Source organism: Isoptericola variabilis (assembly GCF_050311655.1).
Taxonomy (GTDB): Bacteria; Actinomycetota; Actinomycetes; order Actinomycetales; family Cellulomonadaceae; genus Isoptericola; species Isoptericola variabilis.
In genome coordinates, this window is the sequence record NZ_JBNOZM010000005.1 from 65,137 (window position 1) to 91,380 (window position 26,244).

The following is a 26,244-nucleotide window of genomic DNA, read 5'->3' on the forward strand; positions in this document are numbered from 1 at the left end:
GGTCAGCCCTCGGGCCGCACGGACTGGCGGAGGAACTCGAGCACCGCGGCGACGCGGGAGTTCACGCCCTGCGGGAGCTCCAGCATCCTGTAGATGCCCGTGAGGTGGGCCTCGACCGCCTTGGGCGTGATCCCCAGCTCGGCGGCCACCGCGCCGTTGCCCCGGCCCTCGGCCACGAGCTGCAGCACGCGGAACTGCGCGGCCGACAGCTGCGCCAGGAGCGTGTCCGAGCGGGGCACCGAGCGGCTCACCAGGGCGGGGTCGATCACGACGCGGCCCTGGGCCACGGCGGACAGCGCCCTAACGAGCTCGCCGGGCTGCGCCGACGACCGCTTCGAGAGGTAGCTCCACGCCGACGGCGCGCTGGAGCTGATGGAGCGGACCAGGGCGAGGAGGTTGTGGCTGGAGACCAGCAGGATCCGCAACCGCGGGTCGCGCTCCTGGAGCGCGAGTCCCAGGGCGATGCCGTTGCCGTCGTCGAGCTCGATGTCGAGCAGGGCGACGTCGGCCGAACCCGGCGGGATCGCCTCCAGCGCGGCGGCCTGACCTGCGGCGTCGGCCACCACCTCGATCCCGGGCTGGGCGCGGAGCAGGGCCACGACGAGGCCGCGCATCATGGCCTCGTCCTCGACGACGGCGACACGCAGCGAGCGGCGGGCGGCGCTCATCGCCGGCCGTCCGGGTCGGACGAGGGGCCGGGCACCGGCACCCGGGCGGCGAGCCGGGCACCCCCCAAGGGTGACGGCCCGAGCGTGAGGTCCCCGCCACGCCCGCGCGCCCTCGCGCGGAGCCGGCCGAGCCCGGAGAGGGTCGGGTCGTCCGGCAGGCCCACGCCGTCGTCGTCCACGGTGAGCCCGGCCGTGCTGCGACCGGAGGCGTCCGTCTCTCCGCTGATCACCACGTCGATGACGCCGGCCTTGCCGTGCAGCACGGCGTTGCTCACCCCCTCCTCGACGATGGAGAACAGCATGACCCGGTCGGCCGCGGGCAGCTCGTACCCGGCCACCAGCGCGTCGGCGACGCCCTCGTAGCGCACGTCCATCCGGACCGACGGCGGCAGCCGGTCCGCGAGGAGGAGCAGCGCCGCGGACAGGGCGAAGTCGCCCGCCGGCGGGTAGAGGGCGTGCGCCGTGGCCCGCACCTCGGTCTCGCGGAACTCGTCCAGCCGCTCGGAGACCTCCTCGAGGACGAGCGCCGCGCGCTCCTGCCCGTCGCGGCGCAGCTCGTCGCGGATCGCCTCGACGTCCCGGTTCGCGAGGACGAGCCGCTGCTGCAGGCCCCCGTGCAGGTCGCGGGAGACCTCGCGCCGCACCCGCAGCTCCTCCCTCTCGGCCTCGATGCGGGCGCGCTCCGTCCGCTGCGTCTCGAGGAGGTGCCGACGCTCCTCCTCCCGGATGCGTTGCCGTGTCCCCACGTAGAAGAGCGCGACCGAGATGGCGAAGCACGCCTCGGCCGCCGCGAGGAGGGTCTCGGCGACCAGGAACTCCGCCGTGGCGCCGCGGGGGAGGCCGAGCGAGATGGCGGCGGTGCGGACGACCCCGATCGCGAGGCTCAGGCAGGCGACCAGCGTGATCCGCAGGGCGCGCGAGCGGTGCAGGATGCGCAGCCGCGCGAGCAGCGCGGCCGAGAGCGCGCTCGCGACCGTCACCCCGGCGACCAGGAGGAGGGCGAGGCGGACGACGACCGCCAGCCTGGTCTCGCCCAGGAGCAGGCCGCCGCCGTGGGCGACCGGGGCGATGCCCTCGATCCCCCACAGGGCGAGCTCGACGGCGGGGACGGCGGCGATCAGGGCGACGGCCGACACCGCGACGATCATGAAGACGCGGCGCTCGGCTCGATCGACGTCTCGGACCACGCCTCATCGTCGACAGGGGGGGTGCGTGCCGGCAACCCGAGGGCCGCCGATCAGGCGCGGACGGCCTGGATCACCAGGTTGTCCCGCGCTGGCCCGGTGCTGCCCGCGCGCTGGACGCAGGTGAGGACGACGAGGCGGTCCTCGCCGCCGGGACGGTGGCCCCAGACGTCGGGCGAGGCTGCGGCGTCGGCCTTGCTCAGCACCTCGGTGCTCTCCACGAGGTAGGTGTCCCCGTCGACCCGCAGCTCGTCGCCGGGGGAGACGGCGACGGCGGGGGCGTGCGCGGCGGGCTCGAAGAACGCGTTGCCCGGGGCGCGGCCGCCGCGCACGGCGTGCACGGCCACGATCCGGGGCCGGGTCCCCTCGGCCCTCGTGCGGTCGGGGTCCCGGACCTCGAACGCCTCGGTGAGCGAAGGCGGGTCGAGGACCCCGCCCGCGGCGGACATCGAGGTGAGAGGGACGTCGAGACCCTGGGCCGGGGCCTCGAACCGGCCCCCGGTCGGGCGCAGGTCCGCGTGCGCGACGTCGGGCCGGGCGTCGAGTCGCACGCACCGGCCGTCCAGGTCGCGCTCGGCGGCCACGCACGTGTCGCCGCCCTGCAGCCCGCCGTGCAGCCCGAGCCAGGTCACGGTCGCCGCGCCGCCGAGCGACAGCACGACGACCGCGCCCAGGAGCACCCGCACCCAGCGCCTCACTCGGGCACCTCGCGGGGTACGGCCCGGCGGCGCAGGGCCCGCGCGGCCCCGGCTGCGACGAGCGTGAGCGCCGCGCCGACGAGGAGCAGCCAGGGCGGGGCGTCCGAGAGGGCCGTGCCGCCCGTGCGGGCGACGAGCCCGCTGGTGCCGCCGTCGCCGGTGGTCGCGCGGGCCGCGCCGTGGTCGGCGGTGCCGGTGCCGGTGCCGCCGCTGCCTCGGTCCGCGGTGCCGGCGCCCGGCCCGTCGTCGCCCGGGGGCGTACCAGGGTCGGCGTCGCCCGGTGCGTCGGGACCGGGGGTGTCGCCGAGGATGCGGAGCAGGAGGTCGAACGAGAAGACGCGCTCGCCCACGAAGGCGCGGTTGCCGCTCGTCGCCTCCACCGGGAAGGCATAGTCGACGGGGATGTCGACGGTGGCCCCGCGGCCCAGGGCGGCCTCGTGGATCACCGTCCGACGGCCCTCCAGCTGCGTGGCGGGGACCCCGTTGACGGTCAGGTCGTCGTAGAACGAGTCGTCGACCCAGCTCGCGTCGTCGGGGTCGCGGAGGGCGACGGCGTCGACGACGCTCGCCGTGAGCGTGCCGGCGGTCGGGCCGTCGTTGCGCACGCGCAGCACCGCCCGTCCGGAGTCGCCCGGGACGACGACGACCTCGCCCAGAAGCGAGCCGTCGACGAGGATCGCGTCTCCCGGCGTCACGGCGCCGGTCAGGCGGAGGAGGGGCGTGCCGTCGGTGTCGTGCTCGGGGGTGACCGGGCTCGCCGCGTCCGCCCGCACCACCCCGGCCCGGGCGGTCACGGGGGCCGCGACCACGGCGGAGGCCGACGGGGCGACGGTCCCGGCGGCGGCGAGCACCACGGCGAGGGCGAGGGCCCTGGTGCGGTTCCTGGTCATCACGATGCTCCCTGCTCTCGGTCGGTGGTCCGCTCGGCGCGACCGCGGGTGCGGCGCGAGCGGTCGGGCGTCACGACCGCGACGACGCCGTAGAGGATGAGGCCGACGGCGGCGACCTTCACCGCGGTGGGCGCCCACGACGCGTTCGTCAGGTGCCCGACCAGCGGGACCGAGTACACGACGCGGCCCCGCACCTGGTCGGCGACGATCGGGTCGTCGTCGGCGCCGTTGGCGTCGCCTCGGGTGACGAAGCCGGCAGGATCGCCGTCGCCCCACATGACCCCGACGACCCGGTGGGTCACCAGGGTGGGGTCGCCCGAGACCGGCTGGAAGGTCAGGACGTCACCCACCTGGACGTCCGCCGGCTCGACCGGTCGCACCACGACGACGTCGCCGGGGGAGAGCGCCGGCTCCATCGAGCCCGTCAGCACCGTCAGCGGGGTGGCACCCATGGCCTTGGGGGCGACGACGGTCGCGCCTGCCAGCGCGAGGAGGGCGACCATCACGGCGCCGAGCACGACGGACGCGACCCTGCCGAGGGCGCGCCGCGGGCGCCCGGCGGGGCGTGACCGGCCTGCGGTGGACGGCGTGACGTCGGTGGTCGGGGCCTGCCCGGTGCCGGTGGTCATGACGCCCTCCCCTCGAGCCAGGCGCGGACGTCGTCCAGCGCGATCCCGTGGGCGTCGGCCCACTCCTCGACCTCGGCGGGGAGGTCGTCAGGGTCGACGTCGGCCTCGTCGACGCCGATCTCGTCGAGGAGCTCGAGCAGGTCGCCGGACCACTCGGGCTCCGGGTCGGCGGGCGCCGACTCGGCGGGGGTGGTCTCCGAGGGCTCGGGGTCGTGCTCGGCGGGGGCGGTCGTGGTGGGCTCGGGGTCGGGCTCCGGCTCGGTGCTGGGCTCGGTGCCGGGCTCGGTGCTGGGCTCGGCGTCCGGCTCGGGCGCCGCCGCGGCGTCGTCCGGGGCGTCGGCAGGATCGGTCTGTCCGGTGCCGGAGGCCTTGGTCGAGGCGTCGGACCCGGTCGCGTCGCTCGGCCCGGCCTCGTCGGCCTGAGCGCGCGGGGCCGCGTCGACCTCGACCCCCAGCGAGCCGCTGACGACGTCCGGCGCGGGGGCCGCTGCGCCGTCGCTCCACAGGCGCTCGCGGTCGTCCACCGACCCGCCCGCCCGGACCTGCCACAGGTCCGCGACGAGGTTGCCGTCCTCCAGCCGGAGGCCCTGGTAGGCGTTTCCCGCCTGCGGGTCCATCGCGACGGTGAGCGTCACGGTCAGCGCACCGACGGCGTCGCGCGGGAGCTCGACGGGGACGTCGGGCGCGCCGTCGAACCGGAACGCGCCCTCGGTGTCGAGCGTCCCGGTCGCCACCGGGGCGCCGTCCTGCTCGACCACGGCCGAGATCTCGAGCACGTCGAGCAGCAGGCTGTCGCGCCAGGCGGGGACCGCGAGCCGCAGGATCGCGTCGAGGTTGTCCCCGCGCAGCGACGTGCCGAGGTCGTAGGACGCCGTGAGCCTGCCGTTCGGCTCGATCACGCCCGGGTCCCCGGGCTCGCCCGCGGCGTCGAGCGTGACGTCGAGGTCGCCGGCCGCGACGGACGCGGCGGGGACGGGCGCGTCGGCCCGCCAGGCCGCGGTCGTGGTGCCCGTCGCGGTGAGGAGAAGGACGACCGCGAGCGCTCCGGCGGAGAGGCTGGCTGCGCACTTCATGGAGAGCCTCCTTCCGAGGGTCTGCAGCGGCGCCTCCGACGCGGTCCCGGGCCGCGGTGGTCGCCGGGCCCGGGTGGCGTCGGTGGCGAGCGTCGTCAGCGGACCTGCTCCAGCATCACGGTCATGTCCTGCAGGGCCGCCTCGGTGCCCGTCAGGTCCTGCTGGGACACGTCGCGCGGAAGCGTCCCGAGGACGAACACCCGCAGCTCGTGCCCGCCCTGCCCCGGCAGGTGCAGGTCGGTGGCCTCGGACACGTCATGCGCGCCGGCCATGACGTTCCCGTCCCGGTCGGTGACGAAGAACTTCAGGCCGAGGCCCTGGGCGAGGTCGCCGCCGGCGGAGAGGCCGTGGACGGAGAGCCGCGCGTCCATGTTGTCGCCCTCGGTGTGGGCCATCACCTGCGTCTGCCCGAGGACGAAGTCGCCCGGTACGGCCTGCCAGGTGGGCAGGTCGATCGGGTGACCGACCACGCCGCCGGTGCCCGAGCCCGTGTCGTCGGGGTCGACGGTGCGGAACTGGGTCGTGACGCCGATGGGGAGCGTCTGCTCCTGCCCGAGCCAGTTGACGTCCCAGCGCAGGTTCGGGCCGACCTCGTTCGTGAGGTCCTGGACGTCGCCGCGGTCGGGGGAGACGTCGAACCAGCGCGTGTCCTCTGCCACCACCTTCAGGTGGCCGGCGCGGATGACACCCCCGGCGACCTGTCCCTCGTCGTGCCAGAGGGCGAATGTGCCGCCCGCGCCGAGCAGCAGGGCAGCCCCTGCGACGCCGGCGACGATTCCCTTGGTCTTCGTGTTCATGTTGAGCCTCACCCTTCGTGCGGTCGCGTTGCGCATCGCGCGAGAGTGCTCGCCGTGGAGATCTTCTCCGTCGTCCGGTGACTCGCCGTCGCAACGGTCCCCAGTCTTCGGCGGCGCACGGGCGTGGCCTGACCACAACTAGGGGAAACCCCAGTGCGGAGGTCGGAGGGTCCTCGGAGCAGCCCGGATCCGCCCTAGACCCAGGACTCCAGCCGCATGACGTTCTGCCAGTAGGAGTACGGCACCTGGATGCCTGTCCACAGCGGGTAGAAGATCGCCGACACGGCGAGGATCACGGCCAGGACGGCGACGATCACCGCCACGGCGAGCGAGCGCTCGCGGCGCCGCCCCTCCGTGCGCTCCAGCGCCACGACCATGGGGTAGACGAGCGTCAGCACCACGAACGGCGTGAACACGATCGAGTAGAAGGTGAAGATCGTCCGGTCGCTGAACGGCGGCGCGTAGGCGAACCAGGGCAGCCAGCCGGCGGCGGTGCCGCTCAGCACCGCGAGGGCGCGCCAGTCGCGCAGCCGGATCCCCAGCCAGATCGTCACGACGATGGCGATCGCGCCGAGCAGCCACAGCAGCGGGTTGCCGAGCGACGTGACGGCGCGGGCGCACGCCTCCGCAGCGTCGGCGGGGCAGGTGCCCTGGCCCGGCGACTCCTTCTCCCAGAAGAACGACGTGGGTCGCCACTGCACGATCCAGCCCAGCGGGTGCGAGGCGTAGGGGTGGTCGGAGGAGAGCCCGGTGTGGAAGTCCCACATCTGCTGGTGGTAATGGAGCAGGCTGCGCAGCGGGTCGGGCAGCCAGGTGACGCCCTCGCCGGGGTGCTCGGCCGCCCACTGCCGCAGGTAGGCGCCCTGGTTCACGAACCACGACCACCACGACGCGAGGTAGACGACGAACGCGGTGGGCACGATCGTGAGGAAGGCGGGGACGGCGTCGACGACGAGGGAGTCCTCCCACCAGCGGCCGACGCCGGCGGCGCGCCGGGCCGCGAGGTCCCACAGCACGGTGAGGATGCCGAAGACGGCGACGAACCACAGGCCCGACCACTTGGTGCCGCACGCCAGGCCCAGGCTGACGCCGGCGGCGAGGCGCCACCAGCGGAAGCCGAGCCGCGGGCCGTAGCGCGCGACGGTCCCGCCGGCGTCGAGGATCTCGGCGACGCGCCCCGCGAGCCGCCGTCGGGCCTGCTCGCGGTCCATGACCAGGCAGCCGAACGCCACCAGCACCCAGAACATGAGGAACTGGTCCAGCAGGGCCGTGCGCGAGTGCACGATGGCCTCGCCGTCGACGGCGAGCAGCAGGCCCGCGACGATCCCCATCGTGGTCGAGGCGAACAGCCGCCGCGCGATCCGCACCAGCAGGAACACGGCGAGGATCCCGATGACCGCGCTGGACATCCGCCACGCGAACGAGCTGGTCGCGCCCCCGCCGGCCTCCATGCCGAGCCAGATCATCCACTTGCCGATCGGCGGGTGGACGACGTACGCGGCCTTGTCGAGATAGGTGAGGACGTCGCCGGCCTCGAACGCCGGGTTCGGCTCGTCGGGCCACTGCGCCTCGAAGCCGAGGCGGCCGAGCGTGAACGCGTCCTTGACGTAGTAGGTCTCGTCGAACACCAGCTTGTGAGGCTGGCCCAGCTGCCACAGCCGGGCGGCCGCCGCGAGCAGCGTGACGACGATCGTGCCGAACCAGCCCCAGAACCGGTCGCGGCGGCGCAGGTCGAGCCGGACGCGCCGGGCGCCGAGCAGCCGTTCGAGCAGCTTTGCCTGGGTGGTGCGGCCGTCGCCGTCCGCGGGCGTCGGGGACGGCGGGGCTACCGGGACGTCGGGGAACGCCGGCGGCGGGTCCGCGTGCGCCTCCGGCGAGCCGTCCGGCTCGGGCGTCCCGTCCGGCGTCGTGTCGGGCGTCGTGTCGGGCGTCGTGTCCGCGCGGTGGCGCGCGTGGCTCGGCGGCGTGCCCGCGGGCGCGGGATCGCCGGTGGCGGTGGCGTCGGCGTCGGGGGCGGTCACCGGGTCATCGTAGGGGGCGTGCGACGCTGGTCACCATGACCTCCGAGCCCTCCGCCGCGCCGTCTCCCGACACTCGTCACGCCCCGCATGCCGAGGCCGGCGCGGTCGTGCTGGCGGCGACCCCCATCGGGAACGCGGAGGACGCGTCGCCGCGGCTGCGCCGGCTGCTCGCCGAGGCGGACGTCGTGGCGGCCGAGGACACGCGCCGCCTGCACGCCCTGGCCGCGCGCCTGGGCGTGACCGTGGCCGGGCGCGTGACGTCGTACCACGAGCACAACGAGGAGGCGCGTGCCGACGAGCTGCTCGACGTCGTCGCGGACGGCGGCACCGTGCTCGTCGTGTCGGACGCCGGCATGCCTGCCGTGTCCGACCCGGGCTACCGGGTCGTCGCCCGGGCCGTGGAGCGCGACCTGCGCGTGACGGCGGCGCCCGGACCGTCGGCGGTGCTCACCGCGCTGGCCCTGTCGGGGCTGCCCACGGACCGGTTCACGTTCGAGGGGTTCGTGCCGCGCAAGGCGGGGGAGCGGTCGCGGTGGCTGGGCGCGCTCGCCGCGGAGCCGCGCACGATGGTCTTCTTCGAGGCGCCGCACCGGATCACCGACACCCTGCACGCGATGGCCGACGCGTTCGGCGCGGACCGGCCCGCCGCCGTCTGCCGCGAGCTGACCAAGACGTACGAGGAGGTGCTCCGGGGCCCGCTCGCGGACGTCGTCGCCGAGGCCGACGCCCGCGCCGCGGACGGCGACGGCCTGCGCGGCGAGATCTGCGTCGTCGTCGGCGGCGCGCCCGCGGGTGCGGCCCCGAGCGTCGAGGACCTCGTGCCCGAGGTGCTGGCCCGCGTGCAGGCGGGGGAGCGACTCAAGGCCGCCGTCGCCGACGTCGCCACGGCGGCCGGCGTGCCCAAGCGCGACCTCTACGCGGCGGCCCTCGCCGCGAAGTAGTACGGACGGTCGGCTCGGGAGGGGGTCTACCCCGCGGTCGAGGCGGCCAGCTCGACGCCGGCGGCGGCGAGCTCGGCGCGGGCCTGTTCGCCCTGCTCGGGGCTGACCGGGATGGTGAGGTCGGTGAGCACGCGGGTCTCGAGGCCGAGGCCGACGGCGTCGAGCGCGGTGCGCTTGACGCAGTGCGACTCGACGAGGCCGACGACGTCGACCGCCTCGACGCGCGCGTCGCGCAGGGCCTGCTCCAGCGTGCGCCCGTCGGCGTCGGTGCCCTCGAACCCGGAGTAGCCGTGGGCGTACTGCCCCTTCTTCACGGACACGTCCGGGCGCAGGTCGGCGAGGGCGGGGTGCAGCTCCGCGTTCGGCGTCCCGGCGATGCCGTGCGGGGGCCACGAGTCGACGAAGTCGGGGTGGTCGCTGAAGTGGTCGCCCGGGTCGACGTGCCAGTCCTGGGTGGTCACGACGATCTCGTACCGGTCGCGGTGCGCGGCCGCGTAGGCCGCGACGTCCCGGGCGACCTGGTCGCCGCCGTCGACGGCGAGCTCTCCGCCCTCGCAGAACGTGGGCTGGACGTCGACGACGATCAGGGCACGGACCGGGACGGAGACGTCTTCGCTCATGCGTCCCAGCCTGCCACGGCGGCCGGGCGTGCGGGGTCAGACGTTGCTTCCGCCCCCGTCCACGAGGCCTCCGGTGAAGCCCGCGCCGAAGGCGTCCACGGAACGACGGGTGCGCATGTCCTCACGGTCGGCCTCGAGCGGACCGACAACCGTTCGTCAAGAGCAGGTCGCGATTCGGCAGGCCGTCGACGACGGTCGTCCGGGGCATCCGGAGGCCGCCGGAGTCAGCGGTAGCCGCCGCCCGCCGACGTCGGGCAGTAGAGCGGCTGGACGGTCATCGTCCCGGGAACGGGCTGTCCGCACTCCTCGGGCACGGAGGGCGTCGGCGCGCCCGGAGGCACCGCGGGCGGGCCGACGTGCCTCCCGGCCAGGCGCCGCAGGCGTTCGGTGATCGACTGGGTGATCGACATCGCAGTCCCCCTTGACCGGCTCTTGGGGGAGAGCATGCCAGTCCGGCGGCGCGGTGTCGACGGTGGCGGCGGCGCGCAGCAGGATGGGCCCATGAGGCGCCATCCGTCCGGCCGCTCGGCCGCCGCCCCCGTCGCGGCGCTCGTGCTCCTGCTCGCGGCCTGCGGGGGCGCGGGCGACGGGCCGGACCTGTCGACGCGGTCGTCGTCCCCGGGGTCCGCCACGCGCGACACCGGCCCCGAGGCGTCCCCGGCGCCCGCCGCGCCGGACGTGTCGGTCGAGACGGTCGTCGACGGCCTCGACGTGCCGTGGGGCCTCGCGCCGCTGCCCGACGGCACGCTGCTGATCAGCCTGCGCGACGAGGCGCGGCTGGTGGTGGTGGATCCCGACGCCGGCACGACGACGGACGTCACCGGCCCCGGCGCGGACGCGCTCGCCGTGCAGACCACGCCCGACGGCGAGGGCGGGCTGCTCGGCGTCGCGCGCGACCCGGCGTCGGGCGACGTGCTCGTCTACCGCACCGGCGCCGACGACAACGCGGTGCTGCGGGGAGCCTTGGACGGCACGGTGCTCGGCGGGCTCACGACCGTCCTCGACGGCATCCCGCGCGCCGGCCACCACGACGGCGGCGGGCTGGCGTTCGGCCCGGACGGGTACCTCTACGTCGGCACCGGCGACGCCGGCGACGGGGCGGCGTCGCAGGACCCGGCGTCGCTCGGCGGCAAGATCCTGCGGGTCACGGCCGACGGCGACCCGCCGCCCGGCAACCCCGACCCCGGCTCGCCCGTCTGGACGTCCGGCCACCGCAACGTGCAGGGCCTCGGCTGGGACGCGTCCGGCCGGATGGTCGCCAGCGAGTTCGGGCAGAGCACCTGGGACGAGCTCAACGTGATCGAGCCGGGCGGCGACTACGGCTGGCCCGACGTCGAGGGGCCGGGCCTCGAGGGTCAGCCGCAGGCGGGCGACGGGACGGTCGCGCCGGTGGCGTGGTGGCCCACGTCCGACGCGTCGCCGTCGGGCCTGGCGGTGACCGGCGACGCCGTGTACCTCGCCGGCCTGCGCGGGGAGCGGCTGTGGCGGGTGCCGTTCGGCGGCTCGGCGTCCGGCGCGGATGAGGGCGACGCGGGCGCCGGGACGGGACCGACGTCGAGCACGAGCAGCAGGGGCGCCGTGGACGCGGACGGGAGCGTCCGGCCGCTCGGGGAGCCGCAGGCGCTGCTCACGGGCGAGCTGGGCCGGCTGCGCAACGTCGCGCCCGTCGTGCCGGGCGGCGACGACGCCGACGGCCTGTGGGTGCTGACCAACAACACGGACGGCCGCGGCTCTCCGCGCGACGGCGACGACCGGCTCGTGCGCGTCACGTTCGACTGAGCGCGCGACTCCGCCGGGGCGCGGACGGCTCGGGACGCGTCGTCGTCCGGGCCCTTAGAATCGCCGGCATGACCCACATCCTCTCGGCCGTGGCGTGGCCCTACGCCAACGGCCCGCGGCACATCGGCCACGTCGCCGGCTTCGGCGTTCCCTCCGACGTCTTCAGCCGGCACATGCGGATGGCGGGTCACGACGTGCTGATGGTCTCCGGCACCGACGAGCACGGGACGCCGATCCTCGTGCAGGCGGAGCAGGAGGGCGTGACGCCGCAGCAGCTCGCGGACCGCTACAACCGCGTCATCGTCGAGGACCTCACGTCGCTGGGCCTGTCCTACGACCTGTTCACCCGCACGACGACGCGCAACCACTACGCCGTCGTGCAGGAGATGTTCCGCACGGTGCACAAGAACGGCTACATGGTCGAGAAGACCACGATGGGCGCGATCTCCCCGTCCACGGGCCGCACGCTGCCCGACCGCTTCATCGAGGGCACCTGCCCCATCTGCGGGTACGACGGCGCGCGCGGCGACCAGTGCGACAACTGCGGCAACCAGCTCGACCCGATCGACCTCATCAACCCGCGCAGCCGCATCAACGGCGAGACGCCGAAGTTCGTCGAGTCGAACCACTTCTTCCTCGACCTGCCGGCCCTCGCGGACGCGCTGGGCGACTGGCTGCGCACCCGCACCGGGTGGCGCCCCAACGTGCTGAACTTCAGCCTCAACCTGCTCGACGACGTGCGCCCGCGCGCCATGACCCGCGACATCGACTGGGGCATCCCGGTGCCGCTGGAGGGCTGGGAGCAGAACCCGACCAAGCGGCTGTACGTCTGGTTCGACGCCGTGATCGGCTACCTCTCGGCGTCGATCGAGTGGGCCCGCCGCACGGGCGACCCGGAGGCGTGGCGCGCGTTCTGGAACGAGGAGACCGCCCGCTCCTTCTACTTCATGGGCAAGGACAACATCACCTTCCACTCCCAGATCTGGCCGGCCGAGCTGCTGGCCTACGACGGGAAGGGCTCGCGCGGCGGCGCGCCGGGCCCGTACGGGACGCTGCAGCTGCCCACCGAGGTGGTCAGCTCGGAGTTCCTCAACGTCGAGGGACAGAAGTTCTCGAGCTCGCGCGGCGTGGTCATCTACGTGCGCGACATGCTCGCGCGCTACCAGCCGGACGCGTTCCGCTACTACGTGGCGGCCGCGGGGCCGGAGAGCCAGGACGTCGACTTCACGTGGGACAGCTTCCTGCGCCGCACCAACGACGAGCTCGTGGCGGGCTGGGGCAACCTCGTCAACCGCACCGCGAGCATGGTGCACAAGAACTTCGGGCAGATCCCGACGCCGGGCGAGCTGTCCGACGTCGACCGCGGCGTCCTCAAGGCGACGTCGGAGGCGTTCGCCACGGTCGGCGGGCTCATCGAGTCCAACCGGCAGCGGGCGGCCGTCGCCGAGGCCATGCGGGTCGTCGGCGACGTCAACCGCTACGTGTCGGAGACCGAGCCCTGGAAGCTCAAGACCGACCCCGACCGGCTCGCGACGGTGCTGCACACGGTCACGCAGGCGGTGAGCGACTGCAACACGCTGCTCAGCCCGTTCCTGCCGCACTCGGCGCAGCAGGTGCACGAGACGATGGGCGGCACCGGCACGTTCGCGCCCCAGCCGCGCATCGACGAGGTCACCGACCTCGACGACGACTCCCGGCAGTACCCGGTCATCACCGGGGACTACGACTTCCCGTCGTGGGAGTCGCGCCCGGTGACGCCCGGCACCGAGATCGCCAAGCCGAGCCCCGTGTTCACCAAGCTCGACGACTCGATCGTCGAGGAGGAGCTCGAGCGGCTGCGCGAGAAGGCCTGAGGGTGGCGCGCAAGCGCGAGCGCGGGTTCCCGGCGGACCCCGCGCCCCTGCCCGTCCCGGTCGCCGACAACCACACGCACCTCGACGCCGTCGCTGGGGTCCTCCCGGCGGACGTCGCGGCGCCGAGCGTCGCCGAGCACCTCGCCCGCGCCGCCGCGGCGGGCGTCGACCGGGTCGTGCAGGTGGGCTGCGACCTGCCCGGCATCGACTGGACGGTCGACCTGCTCGCCGCCGGGCACCCGGGCGTGCTCGCCGCCGTCGCGATCCACCCGAACGAGGCGGTGCTGCACGCGGGCGTCCGCGAGGTGGGCCCCGACGGCCTGGAGCCGGACCCGGCGCCCCACCACGCGATCCCGCTCGACGACGAGCTGGCCTGCGTCGCGGAGGTCGCCCGGGCGCACGACCGCGTCCGCGCGATCGGCGAGACGGGCATGGACCTGTTCCGCACCGGCCCGCGCGGCGAGGCGGTGCAGCGCGAGGCGTTCCGCGCGCACGTCGCGCTGGCCAAGGAGCTCGGCCTGGCGCTGCAGATCCACGACCGCGACGCGCACGCGCAGGTGATCGACGTCCTGCTCGCGGACGGCGCGCCCGAGCGCACCGTCTTCCACTGCTACTCGGGCGACGAGGAGATGGCCGCCCTGGCGGCCGAGCACGGCTGGTTCCTCTCGTTCGCGGGCCCCGTGACCTACCCGAAGAACGACCACCTGCGCGGCGCGCTGCGCGCCGTCCCGCTCGAGCTGGTGCTGGTCGAGACGGACGCGCCGTACCTGCCGCCGCACCCGTACCGCGGTCAGCCGAACGCCCCGTACGTCGCGGCGCACACCGTGCGCGCGATGGCGGACGTCCTCGAGCGCCCGTTGGACGAGGTGTGCCGGGCGCTCTCGGCGACGTCCGAGCGCGTGTACGGCACGTGGTGACCGCCCGGGTGACGGACCGGTGAGCCGTCGAGGTCTTCCCCCCTGGTCACGGTTCCGTTACGGTCTGGTGCTCGTGCGGAGGTCGAGGGCGAAGCGGGCGTCGGACAGGGCGACGGCTCCGGCGTCGACCCCTCGCCGCGGCGCCCTCACCGGCCCCGCGCGTCACGTCGTGCACGGCACCGTGGTCCTCGCGCTGGTGGGCGGTACGACCGCCGTCACGCAGGTGCACAAGACGATGACGATCGACTACGACGGCCACGTCGCGACCGTCGACTCCTACGGCGCGTCGGTGGCCGACGTGCTGCGGTACCACCACATCCCGCTCGGCCCGGACGACCTGGTGCAGCCCGCGGCGTCGTCGGCCGCGGCGGACGGCGGGCAGGTCGTCGTCCGGTCGAGCCGCGAGGTGACGGTCGAGATCGACGGCGAGGTCACGACCTTCCCGACGACGGCGCACACGGTGGGCGAGCTGCTTGCGGCGCTCGGGCCGCGCGGGGCGGACGCCGTGACGTCGGCGTCCCGCACGGCGCCGCTGGACCGCACGCCCGTGCGGGTGTCGACCACCAAGACGGTGCAGGTGGCGGTGGACGGTCTCGTGCTGCCGATCCGCACCGCGCAGTCGACCGTCCGCGACGTGCTGGCCACGGCGGGCATCACCCTCGGCGAGCACGACCGCACGTCGGTGCCGCTGGGCGCGGCCGCCGTGGACGGGATGGTCGTCATGGTGAGCCGCGGCGAGACCGACGCGGACCGCAAGACCGAGGTCATCCCGTTCGAGACGGAGCGCGTCGAGTCCGACGAGCTGCCGAAGGGCTACGAGGTGGTGCGCACGGCCGGCGTGCCGGGGGAGCGGGTCACGACCTACGAGGTGCGCACCCTGGACGGCGCCGAGGTGGAGCGCACCGTCGTCGACCGCGAGGTGACGCGCGAGCCGGTCACCGAGGTCGTCGTGGTGGGCACGCTCGAGGTCTCGACGGCGAACCCCGACCCGGGCTCCGCGAAGGCGATCGGCAAAGCCATGGCCGCGGAGCGCGGCTGGGGCAGCGACCAGTACGCCTGCCTCGAGAAGCTCTGGGACAAGGAGTCGGGCTGGCGCTGGAACGCGGAGAACCCGTCGAGCGGGGCGTACGGCATCCCGCAGGCGCTGCCGGGCACCAAGATGGCGACCGCCGGCTCGGACTGGCGGACCAACCCGTCGACGCAGATCGAGTGGGGCCTGGGCTACATCTCCGGGCGGTACGGCACCCCGTGCGGGGCGTGGAGCCACTCCATGTCGGTGGGCTGGTACTGACCGCCGGCGCGGTGTGAGACAGCCCACGCCGATCGTCCCGACTTATCGGACACCACAGGACAGACGCGGGCATCCGTACCATCACCAGGCTTGGCCGATGGTCACGATCCGGTTACGGTCTTCGGAGCCACCGGATCGACCGTGCCCCCGACAGCCAGCCGGGACCCCGCCGTCGTGACCGGACCGCACGACGACTGGACCTGTGTGAACCCCTCGAACGAGACTCCCCATCCCTCGGCCGAGTCGATGCCCGACGGGCCCGACGCAGCTGCCGCCCCGACGACGACCGCCCCGCGCCGTCGCCGTCGGCTCCCGCTCATCGCGGGTCTCGCGGCCGGCGCGCTGGTCGTCGCGGGTGGCGCGGCCACCGCCTACGAGAGCGCGCGCAAGAGCGTGACCCTCGACATCGACGGCGAGACGCGGACCGTCCAGACCTTCTCCGGCTCCGTCGCCGGCCTCCTCGACGCCCAGGGCGTCGAGGTGGGCGAGCGCGACGCCGTCACCCCCTCCGCCGACGCCGTCCTGCGTGACGGCGCGCAGGTCGTGGTCCGCTCCGGGCACGAGCTCACGGTGGACGTCGACGGCGAGCAGGACGACGTGTGGGTCACCGCCCTGGACGCGGAGGAGGCCCTGCGCGGCCTCGACGCCCGCGGCTCCGACGTCTCCCTCGTCGCCTCCCGCTCCGGAGACCGTGCCTCGCTGCCGCTGCAGCTCGACGCCGACCAGCCGGTCGCCGTCGTCGCGGACGGCACCACCACGGTGGTCGACGACGGCTCCGTCGGCCTGGAGGCGATCCTCCAGGGCCTGGGCCTCACGGTGGACGCGGACGACCACGTGTTCGTCGAGCGTCAGACCGCCAAGACCGAGGGCGACCCGGCCGTGCGCATCGTCATCGAGCGCGTCGAGACCAAGAAGGTCACCAAGAAGGTCGCGGTGGACCACAAGTCGCGCACCGAGAAGGACGCCGACCGCTACGCCGACCTGGGCAGCAAGGTCACCCAGGAGGGCAAGGACGGCGAGCGCACCCTCACCTACCGCGTGACCACGGTCGACGGCGACGTCGTCGCCAAGAAGAAGCTCTCGGACAAGGTGACGACCAAGCCGGTCACGGAGGTCGTCGTCGAGGGCACCAAGGAGCGCCCGGAGCCCGAGCCGGAGCCGAAGGAGACCTCGTCGTCCTCCAGCTCCGACGACTCGTCGTCGAGCTCCTCGTCCGGTTCGACGTCGAAGGCCACCGGCTCGGCGCCCGCCGGCGTGTGGGCCGACCTCGCCCAGTGCGAGTCGGGCGGCGACCCGGCCACGAACACCGGCAACGGGTACTACGGCCTGTACCAGTTCTCGCTGCAGACGTGGCAGGCGATGGGCGGCTCCGGCCTCCCGTCGGAGAACTCGGCCGCCGAGCAGACGCGCATCGCGCAGAAGCTCCAGGCGCAGTCGGGCTGGGGTCAGTGGCCCGCGTGCGCGGCCAAGCTCGGCCTGCTCTGAGCGGACACCGAGGCTGACACGGAGGCCCGTCGGGCCGGCCCGTCGCGTCACCGCGACGGGGTCGGACCGGCGGGCCTTCGCGCGCCCGCGCGGCGTGTGGACGCCGCGTGCACGTTCCGTGGGACTCGTCACGCGAGGCCCTCAGGATTAGGTGCCGCATAACGAATCGGTTACGGTCGGGTGTCCCGCGTGCGAGCCATGCCCATCAGGTGTATGTGACGCGGGCCTCTGGACCGCCGGATCGGCGGGTCGGAACTCGACGCCCTCGGGCGTGGAGGCCGGGAGCGAGGCGCGAGCGCGCCGCCCGGCACGCGACGGGCCGCCCAGGACCGCCGCCGGCCCCCGTGCCCGGACAGCACGACGACTGGACTCTCGTGACCCGCTCTCCCCAGACCTCTCCCGTGCCCGCCGTCCCGGGCGCGGACAGCGCCGCCCCCGTCACGCCGCGCACCCGCCGCCGCTGGCCGTTCCTCGCCGCCGCGACCGCGGCCGCGGTCGCCGTCGCCGGCGGGGCCGTCGCCTACGCCGACGCCCGCAAGACCGTCACGCTCGACGTGGACGGCGACGTGAAGACCGTGACCTCCTACTCCGGCTCCGTCGACGACCTGCTCACCTCCCAGGGCGTCGTCGTCGGCGACCGCGACCTCGTGACCCCCGCGGCGGACGCCGACCTCGAGGACGGCTCCGACGTCGTCGTGCGCTCCGGCAAGGAGCTCAGCCTGCAGGTGGACGGCAAGGACACGGACGCCTGGGTGACCGCGCTCGACGCCGACGAGGCGCTCGACACCCTCACCGCCCGCGGCGGCGACGTGCGCATCGTCGCCTCGCGCGACGGCGAGCGCGCCTCGCTGCCCGTGGACGTCGACACCGACGGGCCCGTGGCCGTGGTCCACGACGGCACGACCGACGTCGTCGAGGACGCGGCCGACGTCGAGGCCGTGCTGGCCGAGGCCGACGTGGAGCTCGGCAAGAAGGACCGGGTGCACGTCACCGACGCCGCCAACGACGAGGTGAAGAAGCACGTCGCCGCCGCCGTCGCGGACGAGAAGAAGCAGGCCGAGAAGGGCGGCGCGCAGACCGAGCAGGTCGCCGCCACCTCCGCCGGCGCCTCCGCAGGCACCGAGACCCCCGCGGCCGGCACGGCCGGCACGGAGGTCGCGACGCCGCAGGTGGCCGTCGTCGTGCAGCGCGTCGAGACGAAGAAGGTCACCACGACCAAGGCCGTCGACCACAAGACGACGACCAAGAAGTCCGGCGACCGGTACTCCGACCTCGACGCGAAGGTCGTGAAGAAGGGCAAGGACGGCGAGCGCACGATCGTCCACCAGGTCACGACGATCGACGGCAAGGTCGTGAAGAAGACCAAGGTGTCGGACGAGGTCACGACGAAGCCCGTGACCCGCGTGCTGGTGAAGGGCACCAAGGAGCGCCCGGAGCCCGAGCCGAAGACGCCGTCCTACTCCGGCTCGACCCGGTCGATCGGCAAGCAGATGGCCGCCGCCCGCGGCTGGACCGGCTCGCAGTGGACCTGCCTCGAGTCGCTGTGGACCAAGGAGTCGGGCTGGAACGCCTCGGCGTCCAACCCGTCGTCCGGCGCGTACGGCATCCCGCAGTCGCTGCCCGGATCGAAGATGGCGTCCGCCGGCTCCGACTGGCAGACCAACCCCGCCACGCAGATCGAGTGGGGCCTCGGCTACATCGCCGACGTGTACGGCACGCCGTGCGGCGCGTGGGGCCACTCGCAGTCGGTGGGCTGGTACTGAGCCGCATAAACTCCCCCACATGACGAACACCCCTGGCGCCCTGCTCGGCCCTGCGGAGATCCGCGAGCTGGCAGGGCGCCTCGGCGTCCGCCCCACGAAGCAGCTCGGGCAGAACTTCGTGCACGACGGCGGCACGGTGCGCAAGATCGTCCGCGCCGCCGGGCTGCGGCCGGGGGAGCGGGTCGTCGAGATCGGCCCGGGGCTGGGGTCGCTGACCCTCGGCCTGCTGGAGGCCGGCGCGTCGGTCGTCGCGGTCGAGATCGACCCGGTGCTGGCCGGACAGATCGCGGAGACCGTCCGCGTGCACGCCCCGGAGGCCGACTTCGAGGTGGTGCCCGCCGACGCGCTCGAGGTCACCGCGCTGCCGGGGGAGCCGCCCACCGCGCTCGTCGCGAACCTGCCCTACAACGTGGCCGTCCCGGTGCTGCTCACCTTCCTGCAGCGCTTCCCCACGCTGGAGCGGGTGCTCGTCATGGTGCAGGCCGAGGTGGCCGACCGGCTCGCGGCCGGGCCCGGGTCGCGCACCTACGGCGTCCCGTCCGTCAAGGCCGCCTGGTACGCCGAGGCGCGCCGCTCGCTGAACGTGAGCCGGCACGTGTTCTGGCCGGAGCCCAACGTGGACTCCGCGCTCGTGGCCCTGGAGCGGCGCGAGCCGCCCGCCACGACCGCCACGCGCGAGCAGGTGTTCGCCGTCGTCGACGCCGCGTTCGCCCAGCGCCGCAAGACGCTGCGCGCCGCCCTCTCGGGCACGTTCGGCTCCGGCGCCGCCGCCGAGGAGGCGCTGCGGGCCGCGGGCGTCGACCCCGGGCTGCGCGGCGAGCGGCTCGACGTCGCCGACTTCGCGCGGATCGCCGAGCAGCTCCCGGTCACGGCGGGCACGGTGGACGCGTGACGCACCTCGCCGCCGCCCCGTCGCCGTCGGTCCGGGTCCGCGCGCCCGGCAAGGTCAACCTGTCGCTGCGCGTGGGGGCCCTGCAGGACGACGGGCACCACCCGCTGTCGACGATCTTCCAGGCCGTGTCGCTCTACGAGGAGGTGACCGCGACGCAGGTGCCCGAGGGCGCTGGCGTGACGATCACCGTGGACGGGCCGCAGGCCGACCTCGTCCCCCTCGACCGGACGAACCTCGCCTGGCGTGCGGCCGAGGCGCTCGCGGCCCACGTCGGCATGGCGCCGGACGTCGCGCTGCACCTGGCCAAGGGCGTGCCCGTGGCGGGCGGCATGGCCGGCGGCTCCGCGGACGCCGCGGCCACCCTGGTCGCCTGCGACGCGCTGTGGCAGGCCGGCCTGAGCCGCGACGACCTCGCGGCGCTCGCGGCGGACCTCGGCGCGGACGTCCCCTTCGCCCTGCTGGGCCACACCGCCGTCGGGACGGGGCGCGGTCACCTGCTGACCCCCGCGATGACGCGCGGCGAGTTCCACTGGGTGTTCGCGGCGCAGGCCGAGGGGCTGTCGACGCCGGTCGTCTTCGGCCGCTTCGACGAGCTCACCGGCCCGGCGGGCGCCGTCGAGGAGCCCGGCCTCGAGGAGGACACGGCGCTCATGCAGGCGCTGCGCGCCGGGGACGCGGTCGCCCTGGGCCAGGCCCTGCACAACGACCTCCAGGCCGCGGCGCTCTCGCTGCGCCCCGAGCTGGAGCGCACGATCGACGTGGCGACCGAGGCGGGCGCGCTGGGCGCGTTCGTCTCCGGCTCGGGGCCGACCGTCGCCGCGCTCGCCCGGTCGCGCCAGCACGCGCTGGCCATCGCCGCGTCCTGGACCGCCGAGGGCGCCGCCGACTCCGTGTGGTGCACCTCCGGCCCCGCGCACGGCGCCCGCCTGCTGCCCTGAGCGCGGGCCGGTCGGCGCGGGGCGCCGACCGTCAGAGGTGCTTGGCCAGCCAGGCGAGGGTCGGGGCGAAGCGGTAGCCCTGGCCGCCCTCGTGACGGTTGTAGGGGTAGACGTCGATCGCCGTGTCCGGCGTCGTCTCGCCCAGCGTGCCCCACTGGTTGTACGCGGCGTACACGGTGGACGGCGGGCAGACGTCGTCGCGCAGGGCCGTCGAGAACAGCGCGGCCGCCCGGGCGCGGCGGGCGAACGAGACGCCGTCGAGGTAGGAGAACGTGCGCCACACGGCGTCCTCGTGCTCGCGGTGCACGGACAGGTACTGCGTGATCTCGCCGTAGGGGAACGCGTCGGAGATCTGCACGGCGCGGCGGTAGTGGCACAGGAACGGCACGTTCGGCACGGCGGCGGCGACGTCGGGCACCAGGCCGGCGACGGCGATCGCGATGCCGCCGCCCTGGCTCGTGCCGGCGACGGCGACGCGCGCGGGGTCGATCCCCTCGACCTGGCGCACGGCGTCCACGGCCCGGACGCCGTCGGTGAAGACGCGCCGGTAGTAGTGGTCGTGCGGGTCGAGCACGCCGCGCGTCATGAAGCCCGGGGAGGCGGGGCCGCTGCCCACCGGGTCCGGGGTGTCGCCGCCGTGGCCCCAGCCGGAGCCCTGGCCGCGGGTGTCCATGACGAGGTGCGCGTAGCCGGCCGCCGCGAGGCCCAGGTGGTCGTGCGCCAGCCCGCGCCCGCCGCCGTAGCCGACGAACTCGACGACCGCCGGCAGCGGCCCGTCGGCCGCGGCGTCGTGACGGGCGGGCCGGGTCAGCCACGCCTTGACCGGCTGCCCGTCGAAGCCGGGGAAGGTCACGTCGTCCACCACGAGCTCGGTGAGGCCGGTGTCCGCCCGCTCCAACGCCGGCGCGGCGTCGTGGGCGCGGGACTCGACGAGGGTCTGCTGCCAGAACGCGTCGAAGTCGACGGGCTCGTCGATCTCGGGCACGTATGCCTCGAGCTCGGCGACGGGCAGGTCGAACTGGGCCATCGGTCTCCTTCGGGCTTCCTGCGGGGACGTCCCGCAGCGGTGCGGTGTCGGGCTGCACTGTAGCGGGCCGACAGGTGGCCGTGGAGAACGTTTCCCCGCACCGGACGTCTACGCTGCGACCAGTCGGACGGGCGAGGTGAGGACACGGTGCGACGCGGGACCAACCTGCCGCGGGTGGGCGACTTCAACCAGATGGTCGTGCTCGACCAGGTGCGGCGCGCACCCGACGGCACGAGCCGCAGCGAGCTGGCGGCGAGCACGGGGCTGTCGCTCCAGGCGGTGTCGAACATCGTGGTGCGGCTCATCGCGCTGGGGTACGTCGTCGAGGGGGAGCGCCGGGCCGAGGGTCGCGGCAAGCCCCGCACGATGCTCTACCTCGAGCCGCAGGGTGCGTTCGCGCTCGGCGTGCACATCGACCCGGTGGTCGTGACGTCGGTGCTCGTTGACCTCGACGGCCGCACGGTGGAGAAGGTCGTGGAGCCGACGCCGGTGGGGCCCGCGGCGGTGGCCGGGGCCGTCGCCGCGGCGGCCGCCGCGATGCTCGAGCGGGCCGGCGTCGACCGCGCCGCCGTCCTCGGGCTGGGGGTCGCGGCGCCGGGCCCCGTGGACCTCGCCGCCGGCACGGTGATCCGCCCGCCGCTCCTGGAGGGCTGGGAGGAGGTGCCGGTGCGCGACCTGCTGGCCGCCGCGACGGGCTTCGACGTCGTGCTGGACAAGGACGTGTCGGCGGCGATGGTGGCGGAGCTGTGGCGCGGCAACCGGATGCTGCGCGGCACGTCCCTCTTCTTCTACACGGGCTTCGGCGTGGCCGTGGCGGTGGCGCACGACGGCGAGCTCCTCGCGGGGTCGTCGGGCAACGCCGGCGAGGTCGGCCACCTCATGGTCGACAACGACGGGCCGCTCTGCGGCTGCGGGCAGCGGGGGTGCATCGGCGTCTCCGCCGCCCCCTCGACGCTGGTGGCCGAGGCCGTCGCGGGAGGCGTGCTCCCCGCGGGCACCCCGGCGTCGACGCCGGCGGAGCTCGACGCGGCCCTCACGACGCTGTGCCGGGCCGCCGCCGACGGCGACACGGTCGCCGCGGGGATCCTCGCGACGTCCGCGCGGCGGGTCGCGCGCGGGATCACGGTGGTGGCCGACCTCGTGGACGCGGGGGTCGTCGTGTTCGGCGGCCCGGCGTGGGCGCGGCTGGCCCCGCACTACCTGCCCGTCGTGCGGCGGGAGCTCACGCTCGAGGCGACGCTGCGCGAGGTGCACGCCGTCGAGGTGCTGGGCTCCGCCGTCGGCAACCACGTCGGCGCGGTGGGCGCGGCGAGCCTGGTGCTCGACGGGCTGTTCACGCCGCGGCCCTCCGGCCTCGTCGGGGGCGTGGCGTCGCGCGCCCTCGCCCGCCCGTAGCCCCGGGCGACAGCCGCACGAGATCGACCGCAAACCGCCGGCCGCGCACCCTTGACAGGAATAACTCAATTCGCTTGAGTTATTTGCGTCAGCCGGCCCGACGTCGTCGGGCCGTTCATGTGGGCAAAGGAGCAGCATGCGACTGGCACGAACCCTCGCCGCGGGGTCCGCGGTCACGGCGCTCGTCCTCGTCCTCGGAGCCTGCGGCTCGGGGGACGGCGAGGGCGCCGGCGGGGACGCGACGATCAAGATCGCGTACCAGAAGTTCGGGAACTTCACTCAGGCCGACGAGCTGTTCAAGGACGTCAAGGCCGAGTACGAGAAGGAGAACCCGGACGTCACGATCGAGCTCGTGCCCATCGAGGCGAGCCAGAACGACTACTTCACCAAGCTCGCGCTCATGAACCGCTCGCCCGGGACGGCGCCCGACCTCATGTACGAGGACACGTTCATGATCAAGTCCGACGTCGAGGCGGGGTACCTGCTGCCGCTGGACGACTACCTCGCCGAGTGGGACGACTGGGGGCAGTTCGTCGACCAGGCCAAGCAGGCCGGGCTGGGCGACGACGGCAAGACCTACGGCGTCCCGATGGGCACCGACACGCGCGGGCTGTGGTTCAACAAGGAGGTGCTCGCCAAGGCCGGCCTGCCCGAGGACTGGGCCCCGAAGACCTGGGACGAGCTCCTCGAGGCCGCGCGGGCGATCAAGAAGGCGGACCCGGACGTCATCCCGCTCAACGTCTACTCGGGCAAGCCGATGGGCGAGGGCTCCACCATGCAGGGCTTCGAGATGCTGCTGTACGGCACGGGCGGCACGCTCTACGACGCCGACGCCTCGAAGTGGGTCGTCGGGTCGCAGGAGTTCGTCGACTCGCTCGACTTCATCAAGACGATCTACACCGAGGGCCTCGCCCCGACGCCGCAGCAGGCGCTCGACCCGAACGTCGGCAACACGGTCTCGGCCGAGTGGCTCCCGAAGGGCAAGCTCGGCATCTCGCTGGACGGCTCGTGGATGCCCGGCACCTGGCTCGAGGAGGGCACGGCGCCCTGGCCCGAGTGGACCGACGTCATGGGCACGGCCGCGATGCCCACGCAGGACGGCCAGGCCCCCGGCGCCGTGAGCATGTCGGGCGGCTGGACGATGGCGATCGGCGCCGGGTCGAAGAACCCCGACGTGGCGTTCGACGTGCTGACCCACGCCCTCGACAAGGAGAACTCGCTGCGGTTCGCGATCGACAACAGCCAGATCGCGGTGCGCACCGACGTCGCCGAGGAGCCGTCGTACTCCGAGGCGAACCCGACGGTGCCGTTCTTCTCCGATCTCGTCGAGGTGACCAACTTCCGGCCCGCCACCTCCGACTACGCGCAGATCTCCAACGCGATCCAGGTCGCCATGGAGTCGGTGATGACCGGGCAGCAGACGCCCGAGGAGGCCGCCGCCGTGTACGACGAGGCCGTGATCGCCCAGGTCGGCGAAGAGCACACGACGAACGGCTGACGACGTGACCGCCACCCTCGCCCCCGCCCCCGTCGGCGGGCCGGGGGCGGGGCCGTCGCCGGTGCGGCGCGCGCACGCGCGCCGCACCGCCGGCCGCCTCGTCCCGATGCTGCCCGCCGTCGCGCTGCTCGCGCTGTTCATGCTCGGGCCCGTCGTCTGGTCGTTCTACGGGTCGTTCACCAACGCGGCCCTCACCGGCCCGAACGCCCTGGCCCCCGAGTGGGTCGGCCTCGACAACTACGTCGCGCTGCTCGGCGACCCCGACTTCCCCAAGGCCCTGTGGCTGACGGTGCTGTTCGTCATCGCGTCCGCGGTGATCGGGCAGAACGTGGCCGGCCTCGGCCTGGCGATGCTCATGCGGTCGGCGCTCAAGCCCGTGCGCGCCGTCGTCTCGACGCTCGTCGTGACGGCGTGGGTGCTGCCCGAGATCGTCGCCGCCTTCGCGGCGTACGCGTTCTTCCACGCGGACGGCACGCTCAACTCGCTGCTCGCCGGCGTGGGGATCGCCGGCCCCGACTGGCTGTTCGAGCACCCGATGCTCGCCGTCATCCTCGCCAACGTCTGGCGGGGCACGGCCTTCTCGATGATGGTCTACTCCGCCGCGATCGCGGAGGTGCCGCCGGAGATCACGGAGGCGGCGACCGTCGACGGCGCGAACGCCGCCCAGCGCCTGGTGTGGGTCACGCTGCCCACCATCCGCCGCAGCATCTCGACCAACCTCATGCTCACGACGCTGCAGACGCTGTCGGTGTTCACGCTGATCTACGTGATGACCGGCGGCGGCCCCGGCACCGACAGCTCGACGCTGCCGATCCTCGCCTACCAGGAGGCGTTCAAGTTCGCCCAGGTCGGCTACGGCACGGCGATCGCCACCGTGATGCTGGTGATCGGCGCCGTCTTCTCCGTCGTGTACATCCGCAGCCTGAAGCCGGAGGTCGACTGATGGCCCAGACCGCCCCCGCCCCGTCGCCCGTGCCCGACGTCGTGGCCGCGCCGCCCGCCCGACGTCGCCCCTCGCCGTCCGTCGCCGCCCCCGGGCCGCGCACGGCACGCGCGCTGTCGAACGTCGTGCTCGTCGTGGTGGGGCTGTGCTTCCTGCTGCCGCTCGGCTGGATCGTGCTGGCGTCGCTGGACGCGAGCGCCACGCTCGCCGTCCGGCTGCCGGAGACGTTCACGCTCGAGAACTTCACGGCGGTCATGACGCCCGAGCAGACCTGGGTGCCGCTGGCCAACGCGTTCCTGCTCTCCGCGGGCACGGGGGTCATCACCGTGCTGGCGTCCGTCCTCGCGGCCTATCCGCTGTCGCGCTACCGGATGCGGTTCAACAAGCCGTTCCTGTACGCCGTGCTGTTCGGCACCTGCCTGCCGATCACGGCCATGATGGTGCCGGTCTACTCGCTGTTCGTGCGGCTCAACCTGCTCGACTCCCTGGCCGGCACCACGTTCTTCATGGCCGCGACGTCGCTGCCCATGGCGATCTGGATGACGAAGAACTTCATGGACTCCGTGCCGATCTCCCTCGAGGAGGCGGCGTGGACCGACGGCGCGTCGGCGATGACCACGCTGCGCACCATCGTGCTGCCGCTCATGCGGCCCGGCATCGCCGTCGTCTTCATCTTCGTGTTCATCCAGGCCTGGGGGAACTTCTTCGTCCCCTTCGTGCTGCTGCTGACGCCGGAGAAGCAGCCGGCCGCCGTGAGCATCTTCGCGTTCTTCGGCCAGTACGGCTCGGTCGCCTACGGCCAGCTCGCGGCGTACTCGATGCTCTACGCCCTGCCTGCCGTCGGCCTGTACGTGCTCGTCTCGCGGCTGTCCGGCGGGTCGTTCGCGCTCGCCGGCGCGGTCAAGGGCTGACTCCGACCACTCCGCCCTCCCCGTCCCACCC

General features: G+C 74.3%; 24 protein-coding genes. 13 read left to right on the forward strand and 11 right to left on the reverse strand.

Annotation, left to right across the window (positions count from 1 at the left end; translation table 11 throughout):
* Nucleotides 1-2 precede the first annotated feature (2 nt).
* The 8 genes from ACQP60_RS12500 to ACQP60_RS12535 all read right to left on the reverse strand — a co-directional run bounded on the left by ACQP60_RS12500 (nt 3) and on the right by ACQP60_RS12535 (nt 7,960).
* On the reverse strand, nt 3-668 hold the full coding sequence (locus tag ACQP60_RS12500) for a response regulator transcription factor (protein ID WP_429732910.1): 666 nt from the start codon (nt 666-668) through the stop codon (nt 3-5).
* Entirely contained in the window at nt 665-1,855 is a 1,191-nt protein-coding gene (locus ACQP60_RS12505) for a sensor histidine kinase (RefSeq protein WP_429732912.1), read from the reverse strand. Before ACQP60_RS12505 ends, ACQP60_RS12500 begins: the two co-directional genes overlap by 4 nt.
* A 50-nt stretch (nt 1,856-1,905) precedes the next feature.
* Complete coding sequence (locus ACQP60_RS12510) at nt 1,906-2,550, reverse strand: sortase family protein (protein ID WP_429732915.1); 645 nt, start codon at nt 2,548-2,550, stop codon at nt 1,906-1,908.
* The gene (locus tag ACQP60_RS12515) at nt 2,547-3,440 is read right to left on the reverse strand and encodes a hypothetical protein (RefSeq protein WP_429732917.1); all 894 of its coding nucleotides are present in this window, start codon (nt 3,438-3,440) and stop codon (nt 2,547-2,549) included. The genes ACQP60_RS12510 and ACQP60_RS12515 overlap by 4 nt, the downstream gene beginning before the upstream one ends.
* A complete protein-coding gene (locus ACQP60_RS12520; RefSeq protein ID WP_429732920.1) occupies nt 3,440-4,069 on the reverse strand; it encodes a signal peptidase I in 630 nt (209 codons plus the stop codon). Before ACQP60_RS12520 ends, ACQP60_RS12515 begins: the two co-directional genes overlap by 1 nt.
* On the reverse strand, nt 4,066-5,142 hold the full coding sequence (locus ACQP60_RS12525) for a hypothetical protein (protein WP_429732922.1): 1,077 nt from the start codon (nt 5,140-5,142) through the stop codon (nt 4,066-4,068). Before ACQP60_RS12525 ends, ACQP60_RS12520 begins: the two co-directional genes overlap by 4 nt.
* Before the next feature lie 95 nt (nt 5,143-5,237).
* Entirely contained in the window at nt 5,238-5,939 is a 702-nt protein-coding gene (locus ACQP60_RS12530; RefSeq protein ID WP_429732924.1) for a SipW-dependent-type signal peptide-containing protein, read from the reverse strand.
* A 194-nt stretch (nt 5,940-6,133) separates the two neighbouring features.
* Nucleotides 6,134-7,960: a dolichyl-phosphate-mannose--protein mannosyltransferase gene (locus ACQP60_RS12535; RefSeq protein WP_429732926.1), complete on the reverse strand. Its 1,827-nt coding sequence runs from the start codon at nt 7,958-7,960 to the stop codon at nt 6,134-6,136.
* Between the two features lie 35 nt (nt 7,961-7,995).
* Between ACQP60_RS12535 and rsmI the strand changes: the two genes are divergently transcribed.
* The gene (gene rsmI / locus ACQP60_RS12540; protein ID WP_429732929.1) at nt 7,996-8,901 is read left to right on the forward strand and encodes a 16S rRNA (cytidine(1402)-2'-O)-methyltransferase; all 906 of its coding nucleotides are present in this window, start codon (nt 7,996-7,998) and stop codon (nt 8,899-8,901) included.
* 26 nt (nt 8,902-8,927) lie between these two features.
* Here rsmI and ACQP60_RS12545 read toward each other — a convergent pair whose 3' ends face one another.
* Entirely contained in the window at nt 8,928-9,521 is a 594-nt protein-coding gene (locus ACQP60_RS12545) for an isochorismatase family protein (RefSeq protein ID WP_429732931.1), read from the reverse strand.
* A 224-nt stretch (nt 9,522-9,745) separates the two neighbouring features.
* A complete protein-coding gene (locus tag ACQP60_RS12550) occupies nt 9,746-9,931 on the reverse strand; it encodes a hypothetical protein (RefSeq protein WP_429732934.1) in 186 nt (61 codons plus the stop codon).
* 91 nt (nt 9,932-10,022) lie between these two features.
* Here ACQP60_RS12550 and ACQP60_RS12555 point away from each other — a divergent pair, with 91 nt between their 5' ends.
* The 8 genes from ACQP60_RS12555 (at nt 10,023) to ACQP60_RS12590 (ending at nt 20,439) form a co-directional block, all read left to right on the forward strand.
* Nucleotides 10,023-11,300 (forward strand): PQQ-dependent sugar dehydrogenase, encoded by a 1,278-nt coding sequence (locus ACQP60_RS12555; protein WP_429732937.1) that lies wholly within the window; start codon nt 10,023-10,025, stop codon nt 11,298-11,300.
* Nucleotides 11,301-11,368: 68 nt separating this feature from the next.
* Complete coding sequence (gene metG / locus ACQP60_RS12560) at nt 11,369-13,153, forward strand: methionine--tRNA ligase (RefSeq protein ID WP_429732940.1); 1,785 nt, start codon at nt 11,369-11,371, stop codon at nt 13,151-13,153.
* A gap of 2 nt (nt 13,154-13,155) precedes the next feature.
* Nucleotides 13,156-14,070: a TatD family hydrolase gene (locus ACQP60_RS12565; protein ID WP_429732943.1), complete on the forward strand. Its 915-nt coding sequence runs from the start codon at nt 13,156-13,158 to the stop codon at nt 14,068-14,070.
* 169 nt (nt 14,071-14,239) lie between these two features.
* Nucleotides 14,240-15,361, forward strand: coding sequence for an aggregation-promoting factor C-terminal-like domain-containing protein (locus tag ACQP60_RS12570; RefSeq protein ID WP_429732946.1), 1,122 nt, complete (start codon nt 14,240-14,242; stop codon nt 15,359-15,361).
* Nucleotides 15,362-15,535: 174 nt separating this feature from the next.
* Nucleotides 15,536-16,846 (forward strand): resuscitation-promoting factor, encoded by a 1,311-nt coding sequence (locus tag ACQP60_RS12575; RefSeq protein WP_429732949.1) that lies wholly within the window; start codon nt 15,536-15,538, stop codon nt 16,844-16,846.
* 401 nt (nt 16,847-17,247) lie between these two features.
* A complete protein-coding gene (locus ACQP60_RS12580) occupies nt 17,248-18,609 on the forward strand; it encodes an aggregation-promoting factor C-terminal-like domain-containing protein (protein WP_429732952.1) in 1,362 nt (453 codons plus the stop codon).
* Nucleotides 18,610-18,628: 19 nt separating this feature from the next.
* Nucleotides 18,629-19,501, forward strand: a complete 873-nt coding sequence (gene rsmA / locus ACQP60_RS12585) for a 16S rRNA (adenine(1518)-N(6)/adenine(1519)-N(6))-dimethyltransferase RsmA (RefSeq protein ID WP_429732954.1) — start codon at nt 18,629-18,631, stop codon at nt 19,499-19,501.
* Nucleotides 19,498-20,439 (forward strand): 4-(cytidine 5'-diphospho)-2-C-methyl-D-erythritol kinase, encoded by a 942-nt coding sequence (locus ACQP60_RS12590; protein ID WP_429732957.1) that lies wholly within the window; start codon nt 19,498-19,500, stop codon nt 20,437-20,439. Before rsmA ends, ACQP60_RS12590 begins: the two co-directional genes overlap by 4 nt.
* Before the next feature lie 31 nt (nt 20,440-20,470).
* Here ACQP60_RS12590 and ACQP60_RS12595 read toward each other — a convergent pair whose 3' ends face one another.
* Nucleotides 20,471-21,466 (reverse strand): acetylxylan esterase, encoded by a 996-nt coding sequence (locus ACQP60_RS12595; RefSeq protein WP_429732960.1) that lies wholly within the window; start codon nt 21,464-21,466, stop codon nt 20,471-20,473.
* 147 nt (nt 21,467-21,613) lie between these two features.
* On the opposite strand from ACQP60_RS12595, the gene ACQP60_RS12600 reads away from it, so the two are divergent.
* From ACQP60_RS12600 to ACQP60_RS12615, 4 genes are all read left to right on the forward strand, one after another.
* A complete protein-coding gene (locus tag ACQP60_RS12600; protein ID WP_429732963.1) occupies nt 21,614-22,861 on the forward strand; it encodes an ROK family transcriptional regulator in 1,248 nt (415 codons plus the stop codon).
* Nucleotides 22,862-22,997: 136 nt separating this feature from the next.
* Nucleotides 22,998-24,359, forward strand: a complete 1,362-nt coding sequence (locus ACQP60_RS12605; protein WP_429732966.1) for an ABC transporter substrate-binding protein — start codon at nt 22,998-23,000, stop codon at nt 24,357-24,359.
* Nucleotides 24,360-24,363: 4 nt separating this feature from the next.
* A complete protein-coding gene (locus ACQP60_RS12610) occupies nt 24,364-25,302 on the forward strand; it encodes a carbohydrate ABC transporter permease (RefSeq protein WP_429732969.1) in 939 nt (312 codons plus the stop codon).
* Nucleotides 25,302-26,213, forward strand: coding sequence for a carbohydrate ABC transporter permease (locus ACQP60_RS12615; protein ID WP_429732971.1), 912 nt, complete (start codon nt 25,302-25,304; stop codon nt 26,211-26,213). The genes ACQP60_RS12610 and ACQP60_RS12615 overlap by 1 nt, the downstream gene beginning before the upstream one ends.
* Nucleotides 26,214-26,244: the final 31 nt, after the last annotated feature.